Annotated in this window: 18 protein-coding genes, 1 tRNA gene and 1 pseudogene; 14 read left to right on the top strand and 6 right to left on the bottom strand. The window is 64.1% G+C overall.

The genetic code is table 11. The features are described from left to right. The first annotated feature begins 20 nt into the window (after positions 1-20). The 6 genes from ribD (at position 21) to PPGU16_RS03425 (ending at position 5,381) form a co-directional block, all read left to right on the top strand. Entirely contained in the window at positions 21-1,142 is a 1,122-nt protein-coding gene (ribD, locus tag PPGU16_RS03450; RefSeq protein ID WP_180721717.1) for a bifunctional diaminohydroxyphosphoribosylaminopyrimidine deaminase/5-amino-6-(5-phosphoribosylamino)uracil reductase RibD, read from the top strand. 24 nt (positions 1,143-1,166) lie between these two features. Further along, complete coding sequence (locus PPGU16_RS03445; protein WP_180721716.1) at positions 1,167-1,781, top strand: riboflavin synthase; 615 nt, start codon at positions 1,167-1,169, stop codon at positions 1,779-1,781. 114 nt (positions 1,782-1,895) lie between these two features. Further along, entirely contained in the window at positions 1,896-3,032 is a 1,137-nt protein-coding gene (ribBA, locus tag PPGU16_RS03440; RefSeq protein ID WP_180721715.1) for a bifunctional 3,4-dihydroxy-2-butanone-4-phosphate synthase/GTP cyclohydrolase II, read from the top strand. A gap of 78 nt (positions 3,033-3,110) precedes the next feature. After that, positions 3,111-3,629: a 6,7-dimethyl-8-ribityllumazine synthase gene (gene ribH, locus PPGU16_RS03435; RefSeq protein WP_180721714.1), complete on the top strand. Its 519-nt coding sequence runs from the start codon at positions 3,111-3,113 to the stop codon at positions 3,627-3,629. Beyond that, positions 3,626-4,063, top strand: coding sequence for a transcription antitermination factor NusB (gene nusB / locus PPGU16_RS03430; protein ID WP_007749953.1), 438 nt, complete (start codon positions 3,626-3,628; stop codon positions 4,061-4,063). Before ribH ends, nusB begins: the two co-directional genes overlap by 4 nt. A 124-nt stretch (positions 4,064-4,187) precedes the next feature. Continuing rightward, positions 4,188-5,381 carry a pyridoxal phosphate-dependent aminotransferase gene (locus PPGU16_RS03425; RefSeq protein WP_180721713.1) on the top strand — a complete coding sequence of 398 codons (1,194 nt, stop codon included), beginning with the start codon at positions 4,188-4,190 and terminating at the stop codon, positions 5,379-5,381. A 145-nt stretch (positions 5,382-5,526) separates the two neighbouring features. On the opposite strand, the gene PPGU16_RS03420 is transcribed toward PPGU16_RS03425, so the two are convergent. After that, positions 5,527-6,735, bottom strand: coding sequence for a transglycosylase SLT domain-containing protein (locus PPGU16_RS03420; protein WP_180721712.1), 1,209 nt, complete (start codon positions 6,733-6,735; stop codon positions 5,527-5,529). A 614-nt stretch (positions 6,736-7,349) separates the two neighbouring features. On the opposite strand from PPGU16_RS03420, the gene PPGU16_RS03415 reads away from it, so the two are divergent. After that, positions 7,350-8,927 carry a UbiD family decarboxylase gene (locus PPGU16_RS03415; protein ID WP_180721711.1) on the top strand — a complete coding sequence of 526 codons (1,578 nt, stop codon included), beginning with the start codon at positions 7,350-7,352 and terminating at the stop codon, positions 8,925-8,927. 46 nt (positions 8,928-8,973) lie between these two features. Beyond that, complete coding sequence (locus tag PPGU16_RS03410) at positions 8,974-9,651, top strand: LysE family translocator (protein WP_180721710.1); 678 nt, start codon at positions 8,974-8,976, stop codon at positions 9,649-9,651. 124 nt (positions 9,652-9,775) lie between these two features. On the opposite strand, the gene PPGU16_RS03405 is transcribed toward PPGU16_RS03410, so the two are convergent. Next, positions 9,776-10,063: a hypothetical protein gene (locus PPGU16_RS03405; protein WP_180721709.1), complete on the bottom strand. Its 288-nt coding sequence runs from the start codon at positions 10,061-10,063 to the stop codon at positions 9,776-9,778. A 162-nt stretch (positions 10,064-10,225) separates the two neighbouring features. On the opposite strand from PPGU16_RS03405, the gene PPGU16_RS03400 reads away from it, so the two are divergent. Beyond that, positions 10,226-10,447 carry a hypothetical protein gene (locus PPGU16_RS03400; RefSeq protein ID WP_180721708.1) on the top strand — a complete coding sequence of 74 codons (222 nt, stop codon included), beginning with the start codon at positions 10,226-10,228 and terminating at the stop codon, positions 10,445-10,447. A gap of 8 nt (positions 10,448-10,455) precedes the next feature. Here the strand turns inward: PPGU16_RS03400 and PPGU16_RS03395 are convergent, their stop codons facing one another. After that, positions 10,456-10,617, bottom strand: a complete 162-nt coding sequence (locus PPGU16_RS03395) for a hypothetical protein (protein ID WP_007735200.1) — start codon at positions 10,615-10,617, stop codon at positions 10,456-10,458. A 266-nt stretch (positions 10,618-10,883) separates the two neighbouring features. On the opposite strand from PPGU16_RS03395, the gene PPGU16_RS03390 reads away from it, so the two are divergent. From PPGU16_RS03390 to trmB, 5 genes are all read left to right on the top strand, one after another. Then, positions 10,884-11,822, top strand: coding sequence for a Rossmann-like and DUF2520 domain-containing protein (locus tag PPGU16_RS03390; RefSeq protein WP_180721707.1), 939 nt, complete (start codon positions 10,884-10,886; stop codon positions 11,820-11,822). Positions 11,823-11,992: 170 nt separating this feature from the next. Beyond that, positions 11,993-12,313 carry an EthD family reductase gene (locus tag PPGU16_RS03385; protein WP_180722535.1) on the top strand — a complete coding sequence of 107 codons (321 nt, stop codon included), beginning with the start codon at positions 11,993-11,995 and terminating at the stop codon, positions 12,311-12,313. Between the two features lie 137 nt (positions 12,314-12,450). Then, positions 12,451-13,014: a YggT family protein gene (locus tag PPGU16_RS03380; RefSeq protein WP_035986104.1), complete on the top strand. Its 564-nt coding sequence runs from the start codon at positions 12,451-12,453 to the stop codon at positions 13,012-13,014. Between the two features lie 78 nt (positions 13,015-13,092). Continuing rightward, positions 13,093-13,166, top strand: a tRNA-Gly gene (locus tag PPGU16_RS03375). 186 nt (positions 13,167-13,352) lie between these two features. Continuing rightward, positions 13,353-14,141 (top strand): tRNA (guanosine(46)-N7)-methyltransferase TrmB, encoded by a 789-nt coding sequence (gene trmB, locus PPGU16_RS03370; RefSeq protein ID WP_180722534.1) that lies wholly within the window; start codon positions 13,353-13,355, stop codon positions 14,139-14,141. 96 nt (positions 14,142-14,237) lie between these two features. On the opposite strand, the gene PPGU16_RS03365 is transcribed toward trmB, so the two are convergent. The 3 genes and pseudogenes from PPGU16_RS03365 to PPGU16_RS03355 form a co-directional block, all read right to left on the bottom strand. Then, the gene (locus PPGU16_RS03365) at positions 14,238-15,074 is read right to left on the bottom strand and encodes an undecaprenyl-diphosphate phosphatase (RefSeq protein ID WP_180721706.1); all 837 of its coding nucleotides are present in this window, start codon (positions 15,072-15,074) and stop codon (positions 14,238-14,240) included. 81 nt (positions 15,075-15,155) lie between these two features. Then, positions 15,156-15,749: a DUF1439 domain-containing protein gene (locus PPGU16_RS03360; protein WP_180721705.1), complete on the bottom strand. Its 594-nt coding sequence runs from the start codon at positions 15,747-15,749 to the stop codon at positions 15,156-15,158. A gap of 145 nt (positions 15,750-15,894) precedes the next feature. Further along, a pseudogene (locus tag PPGU16_RS03355) lies at positions 15,895-16,071 on the bottom strand (YkgJ family cysteine cluster protein); the annotation flags it as partial. Between the last annotated feature and the right edge of the window lie 56 nt (positions 16,072-16,127).

Here is a 16,127-nt window from a genome sequence, read left to right as displayed (position 1 = left end):
GAACGGATAACCCGAACCCGATGTTTTCGCAGAACGATTTCGTCCACATGGAGCGCGCGCTGGCCCTCGCCTGGCGCGGCCTGTACACGACCGACCCGAATCCGCGCGTCGGCTGCGTGCTGGTGAAGAACGGCGAGGTGATCGGCGAAGGCTTTACGCAGCCCGCCGGTCACGATCACGCGGAAATCCAGGCGCTCAAGGACGCGCGCAGCCGCGGCAACGATACGCGCGGCGCGACGGCCTATGTGACGCTCGAGCCGTGCAGCCACTTCGGCCGCACGCCGCCATGCGCGAACGCGCTGATCGAGGCGAAAGTCGCGCGTGTGGTCGCCGCGATGGAAGATCCGAATCCGCGCGTGTCGGGACGTGGCCTGACGATGCTGCGCGAAGCGGGCATCGAAGTGCGCTGCGGCCTGCTCGAAACGGAAGCGCGCGAACTGAACATCGGCTTTGTCTCGCGGATGATGCGCGGGCGGCCATGGGTGCGGATGAAGGTCGCGGCATCGCTGGATGGCCGCACAGGCTTGCCGTCGGGCGAAAGCCAGTGGATCACGGGCGAAGCGGCGCGTAACGACGGGCACGCGTGGCGCGCCCGCGCGTCGGCGATCCTGACGGGCATCGGCACCGTGAAGGAAGACAATCCGCGCATGACGGTACGCGCCGTCGATACACCACGCCAGCCGCACCGCGTGCTGATCGACAGCCAGCTTGAAGTGCCGCCCGAAGCGCAGATTCTCGCGGGCGCGCCGACGCTGATTTTCTGCAGCACACTCACGCCGCTGCTCGAAGAACGCGCCGCCGTGCTGCATGACCGCGGCGCCGAGATCGTGCCGCTCGCAAATGAGAACGGCAAGGTCGACCTGCCCCGCATGCTCGAAGAACTCGCGAAGCGCGAAGTCAACGAACTCCATGTGGAAGCGGGCTACAAGCTCAATGGCTCGCTGCTGCGCGAAGGCTGCGTCGACGAACTGCTGGTTTATCTCGCGCCGAGCCTGCTCGGCAACGACTCCATGAGCATGTTCAATCTCGCCGCGCCCGGCTCGCTGGATGCGCGCCATCAACTCGAGTTTCATGCCGTGGACCGGATTGGCAGTGACGTGCGGATTCTCGCGCGCCTGCTGCCGAACCCGCCCGCGCACTGACCAATAAGTAGAGGACACGACACGATGTTTACGGGAATCGTCGCGGCGGTCGGCCGCATTGCAGCGATCAAGCCGCTGGGCAACGAGCCGGACGCAGGCGTGCGTCTGAGCGTCGAAGCGGGCGGCCTCGATATGGAAGACGTGCAACTGGGCGACAGCATCGCGATCCAGGGTGCGTGCATGACGGTGATCGAAAAGACGCCGATTTCGTTCGACGTCGACGTGTCGCGTGAAAGCCTGAACCGCACAGTGGGCCTCGGCGACACGGGCGAAGTGAACCTCGAAAAGGCGCTGCGTTCGCACGATCGCCTTGGCGGCCATATCGTCTCGGGCCACGTGGACGGCCTCGGCACGGTAACGCGCTTTGCGCGCGTGGGCGAATCGCACGAACTGCGGGTGCTCGCGCCGCGCGACATCGGCAAGTATCTGGCGTACAAAGGCTCAATCACCGTGAACGGCGTGAGCCTCACCGTGAACTCGGTGACGGACCGCGACGACGGCTGCGAGTTTTCGATCAATCTGATTCCGCATACGGTTGAAGTCACCACGCTCAAGGCCTTGAAGGAAGGGACGAAGGTCAATCTGGAGATCGACCTGATCGCGCGCTACGTCGAGCGGATGCTCAACGCGCCGAAGTAGTCTCGCGCGTCTCTTCGCGGCTGAACATTCGTCCGGACGGCATATGCCGTTCGGACGGGCGACTTGCCGGGCGGCGTGGCGTAAAATACGCGCTTTCCCAAACTTCTCGCCAACATGACCCTCGCCTCCACCCTTGAAATCATCGCCGAGCTCAAAGCGGGCCGGATGGTGATTCTTGTCGACGAAGAAGATCGCGAAAACGAGGGCGACCTCGTCATCGCAGCGGAATTCATCACGCCGGAAGCGATCAACTTCATGGCGCGTTATGGCCGCGGCCTGATCTGCCTGACGCTCACGCAGGAACGCTGCAGGCTGCTGAACCTGCCGCTGATGACGCACCGCAACGGCACGCAGTACGGCACGGCGTTCACCGTCAGCATCGAGGCGGCCGAAGGCGTCACGACGGGCATTTCGGCGGCGGACCGCGCGCATACCATCGCCACGGCCGTCGCGGCGAACGCGCGCACCGAGGACATCGTCCAGCCGGGCCACGTGTTCCCGATCATGGCGCAGCCGGGCGGCGTGCTGGTTCGCGCGGGCCACACGGAAGCCGGATGCGATTTCACGGCGCTCGCGGGCCTCACGCCCGCTGCCGTGATCTGCGAAATCATCAAGGACGACGGCACGATGGCGCGCCTGCCCGACCTGCTGACGTTCGCCGAAGAACATGGCCTGAAGATCGGCACGATCGCCGATCTGATCCACTATCGCAGCCGCACGGAATCGATCGTCGAGCGCGTCTGCGAACGCACCATGCAAACCGTGCACGGCCCGTTCCGCGCGGTGATGTACCTGGACCAGCCGAGCGGCCAGCCGCACATGGCGCTGGTGCGCGGCACGCCCACGCCGGAGCGCGAAACCATGGTGCGCGTGCACGAACCGCTCTCCGTGCTGGATCTGCTGGAGGTCGGCACGTCCACGCACTCGTGGACGCTCGACGCCGCAATGAAGGAAATCGCCGCGCGCGATCATGGCGTGATCGTGCTGCTGAACTGCGGCGACTCGAAAGAACACATGATCGACGTGTTCAAGGCATTCGATGAAAAGAGCCGGGCCGAGGCGCTCAAGCGCCGCCCGGTGGACTTCAAGACGTATGGCATCGGCGCGCAGATTCTGCGCGAACTCGGTGTCGGCAAGATGCAGGTGCTGTCGAACCCCCGCAAGCTGGGCAGCATGTCCGGCTATGGGCTCGAAGTCACCGGCTTCGTACCGATGCCGGGCAGCGCGGCCGAAAAGCCGCAGAACTGCTGAACGCATCAACTGTTTTCACGGCCAGTTTTCGCTCAGTTTCCGCTTATCTGCGCTCAACCAACACACTACGGATCTCAAATGGAAATCGGACAATACCAACCGAATCTCGACGGCGACGGCCTGCGCATCGGCATCGTCCAATCGCGCTTTAACGAACCCGTCTGCAATGGCCTCGCGGACGCATGCATCGAAGAACTCGAACGCCTCGGCGTCACGGGCGAAGACGTGCTGCTCGTCACTGTGCCGGGCGCGCTGGAAATCCCGCTCGCGCTGCAAAAGCTCGCCGAAAGCGGCCAGTTCGACGCGCTGATCGCGCTCGGCGCGGTCATCCGTGGCGAGACGTATCACTTCGAACTCGTGTCGAACGAAAGCGGCTCGGGCATCTCGCGCATTGCGCTCGACTTCGGCACGCCTATCGCGAACGCCGTGCTGACCACCGAAAACGACGAGCAGGCCGTCGCCCGCATGACCGAAAAGGGTCGTGACGCAGCGCGCACCGCTGTCGAAATGGCAAACCTCGCGGTCGCGCTCGAGCAGTTGGACGGCGGCGACGACGAGGAAGACGAAGACGAGGACGACGAAGAGGAACGGGCATGAAGAGCGCACGCCGACGCTCCCGCGAACTGGCCACGCAGGGGCTTTACCAGTGGCTGCTGTCGGGTTCGCCGGCAGGTGAAATCGACGCGCAGTTGCGCGGTGCCCAAGGTTACGACAAGGCCGACCACGAACACCTGGACGCGATCCTGCATGGCGTGATCCGCGATTCGGAGGCTTTGTCCGCGGACCTCACGCCTTGCCTCGACCGCCCGATCGACCAGTTGTCGCCCGTCGAGCGAGCGGTGCTGCTGGTCGCCGCGTACGAGCTGAAGAATCACGTCGATATTCCGTATCGCGTGGTCATCAACGAGGCGGTGGAACTGGCCAAGACCTTCGGCGGTTCCGACGGCTACAAGTACGTGAATGGCGTGCTGGACAAGCTGTCGGTGAAACTGCGCGAGGCGGAAACGCAAGCGGCCGGCCGCAAGCAGTAAGCACGCGCGAAGCGCGTAGCTGGCTTCAGATGTTGGCGATGCAGGCGGGTCCGGCGTTACGCGGGTCCGCCTTTGTTTTTTGCGCCGCTGTGCGCGCGCTTTTGTATTGAACTGGACTGATTGAATGAACAGCGTGACCGAACCCCTCGTGAAACTGGCCGCCCGCGTCGACGCCATCCAGCCGTTCTATGTGATGGAACTGGCGAAGGAAGCGGCGCTGCTCGAACGCGCCGGGCGCGACATCATCCACATGGGAATCGGCGAACCCGATTTCACCGCGCCGGAACCCGTGATCGAAGCGGCGACGCGCGCGCTGCGGAGCGGCGTTACGCAGTACACGAGCGCGCTCGGCATTCACCCGCTGCGCGAGGCGATCGCCGGTCATTACAAGCATGCGTACGGGCTGGACATCGATCCGGCGCGAATCGTCGTGACGGCGGGTGCGTCGGCGGCGCTGTTGCTGGCGTGCGCGGCGCTCGTCGACCGCGACGACGAAGTGCTGATGCCCGACCCGAGCTATCCGTGCAACCGCCATTTCGTCGCCGCCGCCGAGGGCAAGCCGGTGCTCGTGCCGAGCGGCCCGGCGGAGCGCTTCCAGCTGACGGCGAACGACGTCGAGCGACTTTGGAACCCGCGCACGCGCGGCGTGCTGCTCGCCTCGCCGTCGAACCCGACAGGCACGTCGATCGAACCGGCCGAGCTGAAGCGTATCGTCGAGGCGGTCCGCGCGCGCGGCGGCTTCACGATCGTCGACGAGATCTATCAGGGCTTGAGTTACGACGCGCCGCCCGTGTCGGCGCTGTCGTTCGGTGAGGACGTCATCACGGTCAACAGCTTTTCGAAGTACTTCAACATGACGGGTTGGCGGCTGGGCTGGCTCGTGGTGCCGCCCGCGCTCGTCGGCGCATTCGAGAAGCTCGCGCAGAATCTGTTCATCTGCGCATCGGCGCTTGCGCAGCACGCGGCGCTCGCCTGCTTCGAGCCGGATACGCTCGCAATCTATGAAGCGCGCCGGCTGGAGTTCAAGCGTCGTCGCGATTTCATTGCGCCCGCGCTCGAATCGCTGGGCTTTTCGGTGCCGGTCATGCCGGACGGCGCGTTCTATGTGTATGCGGACTGCCGCAGCGTCGCGCATCCGGCCGCTGGCGACAGCGCCGCACTGACGAGCGCGATGCTGCACGACGCGGGCATCGTGCTCGTGCCCGGCATGGATTTCGGTTCTTATCAGCCGCGCGAATACATCCGGCTGTCGTATGCAACTGCGTATTCGAAGCTTGAAGAGGCCGTCGAGCGTCTGCGGAAGCTGTTCGGCGGGTAAGTCGCGGGGGCTGACGCGGCGGCGATTGCCGCCGCGGCGCCGCCGGAAAACTAGCCTCAAGTCGTAGGAAAAACCGCCACCCCAAAGAAAAAGGGCACCCGAAGGTGCCCTTTTTCTTTTACACAATCTGCAAATCCAAGCGCGATCAGGCGCCCAGTTCAGGCTGCTGCGCCACGTGCTTCACCGCGTTTGCGCTCGCGTCATCCTGCTCCGCGCCCTTCGCCGGCGTTGCCGCGCTCAGCGGATGGCCGTCGAGCGTCATCTGCACGCGCTTGTTCGCACCATTCGACGCCGCTGCTGTGGACGTAGACGTCGAAGCCGTCACCGTCGACGGAGCCTGCGGCGAGTTGATCGGCACCTTGCGGCCGCGTGCGATATCGCGCAAACGCGTGCGCTCGGCCATCACCTTCGCGCCATAGCCGCCGTCGTCCTGCGACGTCGAGCCGACGTACAGGCGCAGACCGCCCGGCAGCGAACCGCCGCGCGCGATGCAATCCTTCAGCACGATCGCGCCGACCTTGATGTTCGCGAGCGGTTCGAGCGCCGCGTTCTGGCCGCCGAAGTACCGGAACTTGTCCGAGTGAACCGTCGACATCACCTGCATCAGGCCCTTCGCGCCGACGCCGCTTTCCGCGTACGGGTTGAAGCCCGACTCGATCGCCATCACGGCGAGCAGCAGCAACGGATCGAGGCCGACTTCGCGGCCGGTGTCGAATGCCGCCTTCACGAGCTCGCTGACGGGCTCCTGAGCGACGCGGTAGCGCCGCGCGATGAACGTCGCGACGAGGTCCTGCTCGCGGGTGGAAACCAGCACGCGGTCGTCACGGGCGTCAGGCGACACGCGTTGCGACGGAATCATCGAAGCAATCGTGCCGACGCTGGGCAGCGTCCGCGGATCGAGACCGTTGAGCGCAGCCGACGAAAGCCCCGTGCTCACACCCGAGCCGGACGGAGCGGTGAAGCTGTTGTTGCCGCTGGCGACGTTGTAGCCGGCGTCAGCGGCGGCAGCCGCCGTGTTGGGGTTGTCCGTCGGGCTCGACGAAATGGACGAGCTCGACAGCGTATCGTCTTGCGGTGCCGGGTTGCTACGCTGTGGCGGCGCGAACGACGGCAGCGGGTTGCCCTGAAGCAGACGGGCGGGGCCAGCCTGCACGGCGGCCGTGATGAAGGGCATCAGCCGCGTTGCCAGCGTCAGGCGCCAGCTCGGCATCAGCCACAGCGTGAGCGCGAACAGAACTGCGAACCCGCCAACCACGCTGAAAAGATGATGACTTACACGCGTCCCTTGACGCAGCGCGCCGCGCATGACTTGCGCGATCCGCTCGTTGGGACGCCACGATAACCAGGCGTTCATTCAGATCTCCCATGTTGCTGGATCTTGCGAACACCGTAAAAACGACCGGCTGGACTGCTGTTCGAAAGAGCCAAGACGCCGCCTGCTCTGGTTAAGGCGACAACGACGTCGGGAAACGGCAAAAAGTACCGTTGGGGAGCCAAAATCTCGAAAAGAACCGCCTGCATGCCAAAAAAGCACGCACACGATGGCTCCCACGCGAAAAACCAGCGTCGAAATGCGCTGGTGGAGACTACATTTGACCGTCAATACCGAGCAGGGGCGGTAAGAGCGACGCGTAGCGTCTGAAGGACCGGGGGACGGTGGTAAAAACTATCAATTCCCTGCAACCAATGTGACCGGATTCTAGCAGGGTTTTATAGATCGTCAACACTATAGGATGTCAAATCTATAACCAATTGTAATAATGAACACTGTTCAGCGCACTCAATCCCCCTGCACAAGGGCCTTTCCAGCCGATTGACAATTTCGGTATTCAACGTGCGCTTCCTAACGCAGGTAAAATCGACAATCCGTTCGGGCCGCTTGTTGGTCGGTTGATCGTCACCGCGCCGCCCGCTTCGCCACCGTTTTCAGCCCTTGCATGGCCGCTTCGCGGCTGCCAGACCGGACCGATGAAATACAAAGACCTGCGCGACTTCGCAAGCCGCCTCGAATCGCTCGGCGAACTGCGCCGTATCTCGCAAAACGTGTCACCTATCCTGGAAATGACCGAACTGTGCGATCGCGTGCTGCGCGCAGGCGGCCCCGCGCTGCTGTTCGAGTCGAAGCAGACGCATGCGTTCCCGGTGCTCGGCAATCTGTTCGGCACGCCGCGGCGCGTCGCGCTCGGCATGGGCATCGATTCCGCCGTACAAGGCGCCGCCGACAGCGACAGCGCGGCGCTGGAGTCGCTGCGCGATGTCGGGCGTCTGCTGTCCGCGCTGAAGGAGCCGGAGCCGCCCAAGGGCCTCAAGGACGCGGGCAAGCTGCTGTCGCTTGCGAAGGCGGTGTGGGACATGGCGCCGAAGACGGTGAACGCCCCGCCCTGCCAGGAAATCGTCTGGGAAGGCAACGACGTCGATCTCGCGAAGCTGCCCATCCAGACCTGCTGGCCCGGCGACGCGGGTCCGCTGATCACCTGGGGTCTCACAGTCACGCGCGGCCCAAACAAGACGCGGCAGAACCTCGGCATCTATCGTCAACAGGTGATCGGGCGTAACAAGGTCATCATGCGCTGGCTCGCGCATCGCGGCGGCGCGCTCGACTTCCGCGAGTTCGCGCTGAAGAACCCCGGCAAGCCGTATCCCGTTGCCGTGGTGCTCGGCGCCGATCCGGCGACGATCCTGGGCGCGGTGACCCCCGTGCCCGACACGCTGTCCGAATACCAGTTCGCCGGCCTGCTGCGCGGCGGGCGCACCGAGCTGGCGAAGTGCATCACGCCCGGCGTCGACACGCTGCAGGTGCCGGCGCGCGCGGAGATCGTGCTGGAAGGCTTCATCTACCCACAGGAAGGCACGCCGGCACCGGCGCCCGATGGCGCACCGCCGCGTCCGTCGAAAAGCGCGAGCGCCGCTTACGAGCACGCGCTCGAAGGCCCATACGGCGACCACACCGGCTACTACAACGAGCAGGAGTGGTTCCCTGTCTTCACGATCGAGCGCATCACGATGCGCCGCGACGCGATCTATCACTCCACCTACACGGGCAAGCCGCCCGATGAACCCGCCGTGCTCGGCGTCGCGCTGAACGAGGTGTTCGTGCCGCTGCTGCAGAAGCAGTTCACCGAGATCACGGACTTCTATTTACCGCCTGAAGGCTGCAGCTACCGGATGGCCATCGTGCAGATGAAGAAGAGCTATCCGGGCCACGCGAAACGCGTGATGTTCGGCGTGTGGAGCTTCCTGCGGCAGTTCATGTATACGAAGTTCATCGTCGTCGTGGATGAAGACGTCAACATTCGCGACTGGAAGGAAGTGATCTGGGCGATCACGACGCGCATCGACCCGACGCGCGATACCGTGCTGGTCGATCGAACGCCGATCGACTATCTGGATTTCGCGTCGCCCGTCGCGGGTCTCGGCTCGAAGATGGGACTCGACGCGACCAATAAATGGCCCGGTGAAACCGACCGCGAATGGGGCCGGCCGATCGTGATGGACGATGCCGTCAAGACGCGCATCGACGGCTTGTGGAACGAACTCGGCCTGTGAGTCGCGCAGGTTTCAATAACAATAAATCATCAACACGGTTGGACAGATGCGTAGCTTGTCGATGTTGTCGGACGGTTTTTTTCTGTCGTTGTCGTTGTGCCTCGATATCGGTCTCGTCAACGTCGCGATCATCTCGCTGACGTTGTCACACGGCTTCAGGCCCGGATTCTGGCTCGGCCTCGGCTCCTGTGTCGGCGATCTCATCTATGCGGCGCTCGCGCTCGCGGGCATGGCTGCGCTGCTGCAATTCGAATCGGTGCGCTGGGTCGTATGGATCGGCGGCGCGGCGATCCTGCTTTTTCTGACATGGAAGATGGCGCGCGAGGCGCTGGTTCCGGCCTCGGCACCACCCGTCGAAGGCGAAGCCGACGCGTCGACGCCGCATCTCGATCCGACGCGCAGCTTCCTGCGTGGCGTGCTGCTCGCCGTCTCGTCGCCGAGCGCTATCCTGTGGTTCGCTGCTGTCGGCGGCGCGCTGATCGCCAAGGCTGGCGCAACGACGGTGACGACTGCGCCCGTGTTCCTCGGCGGCTTTTTTCTCGGCGGATTGTGCTGGACGCTGTTTATCTGCGGCCTCGCGAGCCACGGACGCAAACGCGCGGGCACAAGTCTGCTGCGCCTCTGTCACGTGCTATCCGCACTGCTGTTCGCTTATTTCTCGTACAGCGTGATTGCCAACGGCTACCACGATCTGATCGTGCAGACGGCCCACGCGGCGAACTGACAGAAGCCGCACCCGCGAGTCGATCGGCCCGCGAAATGCAAACGGCGCAACGCGGCGATATGCCGGCGTTGCGCCGTTTTTCGATTCGACTCGCGTAGCGCCTGAACGCTACGCAGCCAGAACATCAATAGCGATAGTACGGACGGCCGTAATAGCCGTGATGGTAATAAGGCCGGTGATAGCCGTAATACCCGCCGACTACGACAGGCGGCGCATAGACCACGGGCGGCGGTGCATACACCACAGGCGGAGGCGGCGGCGCGTAGTACGCGGGCGGCGGCGCGGCATAGACGGGATAAGCGGGTGCGACAGGAACGCCAATGCCGATGCCAACGGACACATGAGCCTGCGCCGCAGTGGTCATACCCACCCCGAGTGCGGCGGCAGCGATAAACGGAACGATCTTCTTCACTTGTATTTCTCCTGGCGGCTCGGCCACCACGACCGGGTCGCATGACGGACATGCTCTGAGTTCAATGTAACGAAAAAGCCTGCACGCCGTTGTCTGCATTTGTTGCAAATTGCAATTGCCGTAAAGCGATTCGTCAGTCGGCGTTCATTACACATTGGTCAGATGATGCGGATCATTGGCAAAATCAAGGGCTTGGCCGCCGATCCCATGCGAATCGGACGTCCTGACCGCCGTTGTCCGCCGGGCTTCGCGTGCTTCGGTAATGTTTATTTACAAATTCCACGACTGGCGTTGCTGGCGCGCATCAGCACGCTGCTGAACGAGACGCGCCGCACAAATGAAAAACGCCCGGCGCGTGGCCGGGCGTTTCGTGATCGGAGATGAAACGGGCGTCAACCGACTTTGACGTACGTGAACTCGCGCGTGACGTTAGGCGGCACATAAGCGCCGCTGATCTTGACCCGTGGGGTGAGGCGCTTCTTCTGATCCCACCAGCGACGGCGTTGGGAATGCGTGAGGAACCGCAAGTGCTTTCGGTAAGCAAAGATGCTCATCGTGACCTCCCGATTCTGACTGCGAGACATTGAAAACCAAGGTGACTGCCAATCCACTCCTACGGAAATGCTGAAGCAGTTTTCGCGCCTGTCTGCCCGTGTTGCCACACCCGCACGTTCGCGAGCGGCCCTGAAAGCATCAGTTGACCGCGAAACGCGCGTCTGCATGCGCCCAAACCACCTGCGAAAACCGCCAGTTCGCGCCCTGGATTTATTGGAGCGCGATACTCCAGCTTCCGCCCTCAGTCCCGTCGGGAGCAGGAACCATGTCCCAGCCCTCCTTGCCGCGCCTCGGCTTCGTCGGCGCGGGCCGGATTGCGCGCTGTCTTGCGCTCGGCTTCGCACGCGCCGGATATCCCGTCACGGCCATTGCGAGCCGCACGCCGGAATCGGCACGGCAGCTCGCCAGTCAGATCGAATCCTGCGCCGCGTATGACGACCCTCAGCGGGCCGTCGAGTCGGCGGACATACTCTTTTTAACCGTCCCCGATGACAGCATCGGTTCGACAGCGAACACACTCGCGTTTCCGGCCCGCGCGGCGCCCGGCAAGGAAGCCTGGGCCGTCGTGCATTGCAGCGGCGCGTCACCTGTCGAACTGCTTGCCCCGGCTCGGGACCAAGGTGCGTCGATCGGCGGTTTTCACCCACTTTACCTGTTCAGCGGCGATTTGACAGATGTCGATCGCATCGCCGGCTGCTCGGTGACGATCGAAGCCGACGGCGCGCTCAAGGATGCGCTGATGGCACTCGCCGCCGCGCTGCGCTGCCATCCGCTGTCGATTCCCGCCGGCGGACGGCTGCTGTATCACGCGGCGGCCCACTACGCCGCGAGTTTCGCCTTATGCAATCTGGCTGAGAACGTCGACCTGTGGCGCAGGCTCGGCTTCGACGAACGCGACACGCTGCGCGCGCTGCTCCCGATGATGGCGGGCACGCTCGAAACGGCCCGCGATCGGGGGCTCGCCAACGCGCTCGCGGGACCGGTTTCGCGCGGCGACCTGGGCGTGGTGGAAAAGCAACTGTCGCTGATGGAAGAACTGGGCGGCGACCATGGCGCGCTGTTCGGACTGATGTCGCGGCGAGCGGTCGCGCTCGCACGCCAGCGCGCGACGCCGCCCGCCGCCGTCGACGCCATCGGCGCGGCGGTCGAGCGCTCGCTGACCCGCACGCTCAAAGGCGCTGCGAAAGGTGCAAGCGCCGAGTAAGCCGTGATAATGTGACGTCCGGCATGAGCAGGCCGTTAGGGCTGCCGTCCCTTACGGGGCGCGGCGGCACGCATGGCCCGCCGGCAACGCTGGACCACCACGCGGGCAACGATACGCAGCAGGCGCACGACGCCTTCCTGCGCATCGCGACCAATCGACGAGAACGCACAATGATCAAGGTCAGCATCCTCTATCCGTATCGAGAAGGCGGACGTTTCGACGTCGACTATTACTGCGGCACGCACATGCCGCTCGCCGCGAAGCTCTTCGGCGCGGCGCTCAAGGGCTGGTCGGTCGACATCGGCATCAACGCCGGGCCGCCGGGCTCGCCGCCGCCGTTCGTCGCGGCCGGGCATTTCCTGTTCGATACCGCCGACGCGTTTTATGAAGTCTTCAAACCCGCCAGCGACACATTGCTCGCCGACATTCCGAATTACACGGACGGCGGCAACGGCAAGATCCTGATCAGCGAAGTCAAGGTCACGGTCTAGCGCCGCGACCGGCACGCACAAGCATTCTGGCGAGCCGCGCAATGCACGTCGCGCGCTCGATGTTGTCAGCCGTCCGCCGGCCCGCCGGCGCCATGCGTCCCGCTCGACGGGGCGTTTTCTGAAGGAAAGGACCCACGATGTTCGGCGATATCGCCCGTTTTCTGCTCAATACCATCTTCACGCTGTTCGGCGCGGCGCTGCTGCTGCGCGCCTGGCTCCAGTTCATCCGCATGCAGCCGTACAACCCGGTGTCGAGCGCGGTGATGCAGGCGACCAACTGGCTCGTGCTGCCGCTGCGCAAGATCATTCCCAGCACGCGCGGGATCGACTGGGCGAGCATCGTCGCCACGCTGCTTACGTCGCTCGTGTATGTCGTGCTGATGGTCGCGATCGTCGGCGTCGATCCGCTCGGGCTGATGCCGTCGCTGCTGATCGTCGCGCTGCTGACCGTGATCAAATGGGCGCTGAATCTGCTGATCTGGTTGACCATCCTGATGGCGCTGCTGTCGTGGCTCAACCCGCGTTCGCCCGCCATGCCGATCCTGTACCAGCTGACGGCGCCGTTTCTCGATCCGCTGCGCAAGATCATGCCGCGCCTGGGCGGCATCGATCTTTCGCCGATACTGCTGTTCGTGATCGTCCAGGTGCTGCTGATGGTCGTGACGCGCGCGGCCGTGTCGCTGACGCTGTTCGGCATCTGAACGGACGGGTGCGCCGGATGCCCAGCGCATCCGGCGATTTGCCCAAAGCCGCCGAAACCGCGTAAAATAGCGCGCTCTGCGGGCGTCGTATAATGGTAATACCCTAGCTTCCCAAGCTAGAGCCGTGGGTTCGATTCCCATCGCCCGCTCCACTTTCAGCCGCTCCCTCTGCCGCAGCACGCACTGGCGGAGAGATCAGGCGGAGAAGCCAGCGTGAGAGCCGCCTCCCTGAAGGCGGCTTTTTTATAGCGTGCGTCCTGCCGCGAATGTCAAACGACGCTCGAACGACGCGCCCTCACGCGCAGCCGTTTCCCGCCGCCACTCTTGTCTTCATCACGATGATTCACGATCCGAACGAAGCCGGTCTGCCGCGCGATCCTTCCGGGCTTGCCAGCAACGAACTGCCCGAACCGACCCAAACCGCCGACCCCGCTGCGCCGGACAACGCGCTGCACCTGCGCCGCATCCGCAGCTTCGTGACGCGCGCGGGCCGCGTGTCGACGGGACAGCGCCGCGCAATGGACGAACTCGGCCCGCGCTTCGTCATGCCCTACACGCCCGAGCAGCCGGACTGGGATACCGTCTTCGGCCGCCGCGCGCCGCGTATTCTGGAGATCGGTTTCGGCATGGGCGCCACCACGGCCGAGATCGCGTCGCACCGGCCCGACGACGACTTTCTCGGCGTCGAAGTGCACGAGCCGGGCGTCGGCGCGCTGCTGAAGCTGATGGGCGACCAGAACCTGTCGAACATCCGCATCATCCAGCACGACGCCGTCGAGGTACTCGAAAACATGATCGCGCCGGAAAGTCTGGATGGCGTGCACATCTTTTTTCCCGATCCGTGGCATAAGGCGCGTCACCACAAGCGCCGCCTGATCCAGCCGAAGTTCGTCGCGCTGCTGGTGTCGCGCCTGAAGCCGGGCGCGTATATCCATTGCGCGACCGACTGGCAGAACTACGCCGAGCAGATGCTCGAAGTGCTCGGCGCGGAGCCCGTTTTGGAGAACACGGCTGACGGTTACGCGCCGCGCCCAGATTATCGTCCTGTGACGAAGTTCGAAAAGCGCGGCCTGCGCCTCGGGCACGGCGTGTGGGATCTGATTTACAAACGGCGTCCGAATAGCTGAAGCGCAACATCGGCTTCAGAAACAGAAACGGCCTGCGGTTCGGAAACCGCAGGCCGTTTTCACATCTGCCAGATACTCAGAGAAGCGCGAGAAACGTCAATCCGCCCAGCTCAACCCGCCGCTGTAGCCGATCAGCAGGATCAACAGGCCGAAGCCGATCCGATACCACGCGAACGCGCTGAAATCGTGCGCCGCGATGTAGCGCAGCAGCCAGCGCACACACGCAAACGCACTGACGAATGCCGCCAGAAAGCCAATCGAGAAGAGCCCGAGCGCATCCGTCGACAGTTCGTGCCAGCCCTTGTGCAGCTCGTAGACGGTCGCGCCGAAGATGATCGGAATCGCGAGGAAGAACGAGAATTCGGTCGCGACGCGCCGGTCGAGCCCGAACAGCATGCCGCCGATGATCGTCGAGCCCGAGCGCGACATGCCCGGAATCAGCGCGAAACATTGCGCGAGGCCGACCTTGAGCGCGTCGAGCGGGCTCATGTCGTCCATCGAATGCACGCGCGCCTGGACGTCCGACCGGTTGCGCTGCCGCGACTCGACCCAGAGGATCAGCACGCCGCCCACCACCAGTGCGAGCGCGACGGGCACGGGCGAAAACAGCACCGCCTTGATCGACTTTTCGAACAGCAGACCCAGCACGATTGCCGGAATCGTCGCGATGATCACGTTGAGCGTGAACCGGCGTGCCTCGGGGCGCGTCCCGAGCCCCGACACGACGTCGACGATGCGCTGCCGGAACTCCCAGCACACGGCGAGAATGGCGCCGAGCTGGATCACGACATCGAAGGTCTTTTCCTGCGGCACATCGAAGTTCAGCACACTGCCGACGACGATCAGGTGACCCGTGCTCGACACCGGCAAGAATTCGGTCAAGCCTTCCACGACGCCGAGAATCAGCGCCTTCAACGTGAGTATCCAGTCCATCCGTGGCCTTTTCGCTTGGAGTTGGTAGGCGATGCGCGGCCGCGTCAGTCAGGATGGCGCGGCCGTCCGGCCGCGCGTGCGTCACTTTTCGACGATCTGCACGCGTATGCCGTTTGTAAGGACCGTGATTGTACCGGGTTCGTAGTTCACTCCGGCAAATTGCAGTTGCTCGGGCTTGAATGTGTAGACGGGATAGTTGGCCAGCAGCTGGGTAGCCATCAGCGCAGCGGCCGCGTTGATCTGCTGCGAGTAGAGCTGCGCGTTGCCGTCGACGCTCACGTTGTCGACATTGGGCGAGCGCAGCACGACGGAACGGCTCTGCGGATCGTATTCGAGCTGGCTCGACAGCGTGAGCACGCCGTTCACGGGCTGCTGAAGGAACGGACTGGCGAGCCGCGCATCGACCCGCACCGACACGCGGTTCGTATCGGGCAGCAAGCCGACGACGGGATTGCTCAACGCGACATCGAGCACCTGTGACACCGTGCGCTGATACGGAAACTTGCGCTGGACGGCTTCCTGAACCTGCTTCTGCGAAAACGTGTAGTGATCCGGAATAAACGGAAACGTCGACGTTGCGCACGCGGCGAGCGGCGCCGTGATGCTCGCGGCCGCGCAGACCGACAACGCGGAAATCAGAAAGCGGCGCCGTGCGGGCGCAGCGGATCGGGTCATGCGGATTCTCCTGTCGGCCATGCACGATGGCCGCTGTGAAACGGCGCGCGCCGCGTCGGTGTCGGTTGATTTTCCGGACTGTATCGGCGCACGGATTCGAGTGACTGTCTTTCAGCGGATGCGCTGCGTGAAGCCTGCGCCGCGATCACGGCCGCGTGTCGGCCTCCAGACGCGCGAGCCAGACGAGCGCCTCATCGCGCGAGCTGCCGCACATTTCCGCCTGCGGCTGTAGACCCGAGCAGCAGGCCGGACGTTCCGGCTTGCCGAAAATCGCGCAGCGCAGATCGTCGCCGAGCTGCACGCAGCGCACGCCCGCAGGCTCGTTGTGCGTAGTGTATGGGATAGCTGCCGGTTCGCCCGCCTCCGGCAACCACGTCC

Origin of the sequence: Paraburkholderia largidicola (assembly GCF_013426895.1) — a bacterium.
In the GTDB taxonomy this organism is placed as follows: domain Bacteria; phylum Pseudomonadota; class Gammaproteobacteria; order Burkholderiales; family Burkholderiaceae; genus Paraburkholderia; species Paraburkholderia largidicola.
This window is presented reverse-complemented; position numbering and strand designations above follow the sequence as displayed.

Coding starts and splice junctions, on each gene's coding strand:
- ribD (WP_180721717.1), top strand. CDS start 21: ATGTTTTCGCAGAACGATTTCGTCCACATGGAGCGCGCGCTGGCCCTC.
- PPGU16_RS03445 (WP_180721716.1), top strand. CDS start 1,167: ATGTTTACGGGAATCGTCGCGGCGGTCGGCCGCATTGCAGCGATCAAG.
- ribBA (WP_180721715.1), top strand. CDS start 1,896: ATGACCCTCGCCTCCACCCTTGAAATCATCGCCGAGCTCAAAGCGGGC.
- ribH (WP_180721714.1), top strand. CDS start 3,111: ATGGAAATCGGACAATACCAACCGAATCTCGACGGCGACGGCCTGCGC.
- nusB (WP_007749953.1), top strand. CDS start 3,626: ATGAAGAGCGCACGCCGACGCTCCCGCGAACTGGCCACGCAGGGGCTT.
- PPGU16_RS03425 (WP_180721713.1), top strand. CDS start 4,188: ATGAACAGCGTGACCGAACCCCTCGTGAAACTGGCCGCCCGCGTCGAC.
- PPGU16_RS03420 (WP_180721712.1), bottom strand. CDS start 6,735: ATGAACGCCTGGTTATCGTGGCGTCCCAACGAGCGGATCGCGCAAGTC.
- PPGU16_RS03415 (WP_180721711.1), top strand. CDS start 7,350: ATGAAATACAAAGACCTGCGCGACTTCGCAAGCCGCCTCGAATCGCTC.
- PPGU16_RS03410 (WP_180721710.1), top strand. CDS start 8,974: ATGCGTAGCTTGTCGATGTTGTCGGACGGTTTTTTTCTGTCGTTGTCG.
- PPGU16_RS03400 (WP_180721708.1), top strand. CDS start 10,226: ATGATGCGGATCATTGGCAAAATCAAGGGCTTGGCCGCCGATCCCATG.
- PPGU16_RS03395 (WP_007735200.1), bottom strand. CDS start 10,617: ATGAGCATCTTTGCTTACCGAAAGCACTTGCGGTTCCTCACGCATTCC.
- PPGU16_RS03390 (WP_180721707.1), top strand. CDS start 10,884: ATGTCCCAGCCCTCCTTGCCGCGCCTCGGCTTCGTCGGCGCGGGCCGG.
- PPGU16_RS03385 (WP_180722535.1), top strand. CDS start 11,993: ATGATCAAGGTCAGCATCCTCTATCCGTATCGAGAAGGCGGACGTTTC.
- PPGU16_RS03380 (WP_035986104.1), top strand. CDS start 12,451: ATGTTCGGCGATATCGCCCGTTTTCTGCTCAATACCATCTTCACGCTG.
- trmB (WP_180722534.1), top strand. CDS start 13,353: ATGATTCACGATCCGAACGAAGCCGGTCTGCCGCGCGATCCTTCCGGG.
- PPGU16_RS03365 (WP_180721706.1), bottom strand. CDS start 15,074: ATGGACTGGATACTCACGTTGAAGGCGCTGATTCTCGGCGTCGTGGAA.
- PPGU16_RS03360 (WP_180721705.1), bottom strand. CDS start 15,749: ATGACCCGATCCGCTGCGCCCGCACGGCGCCGCTTTCTGATTTCCGCG.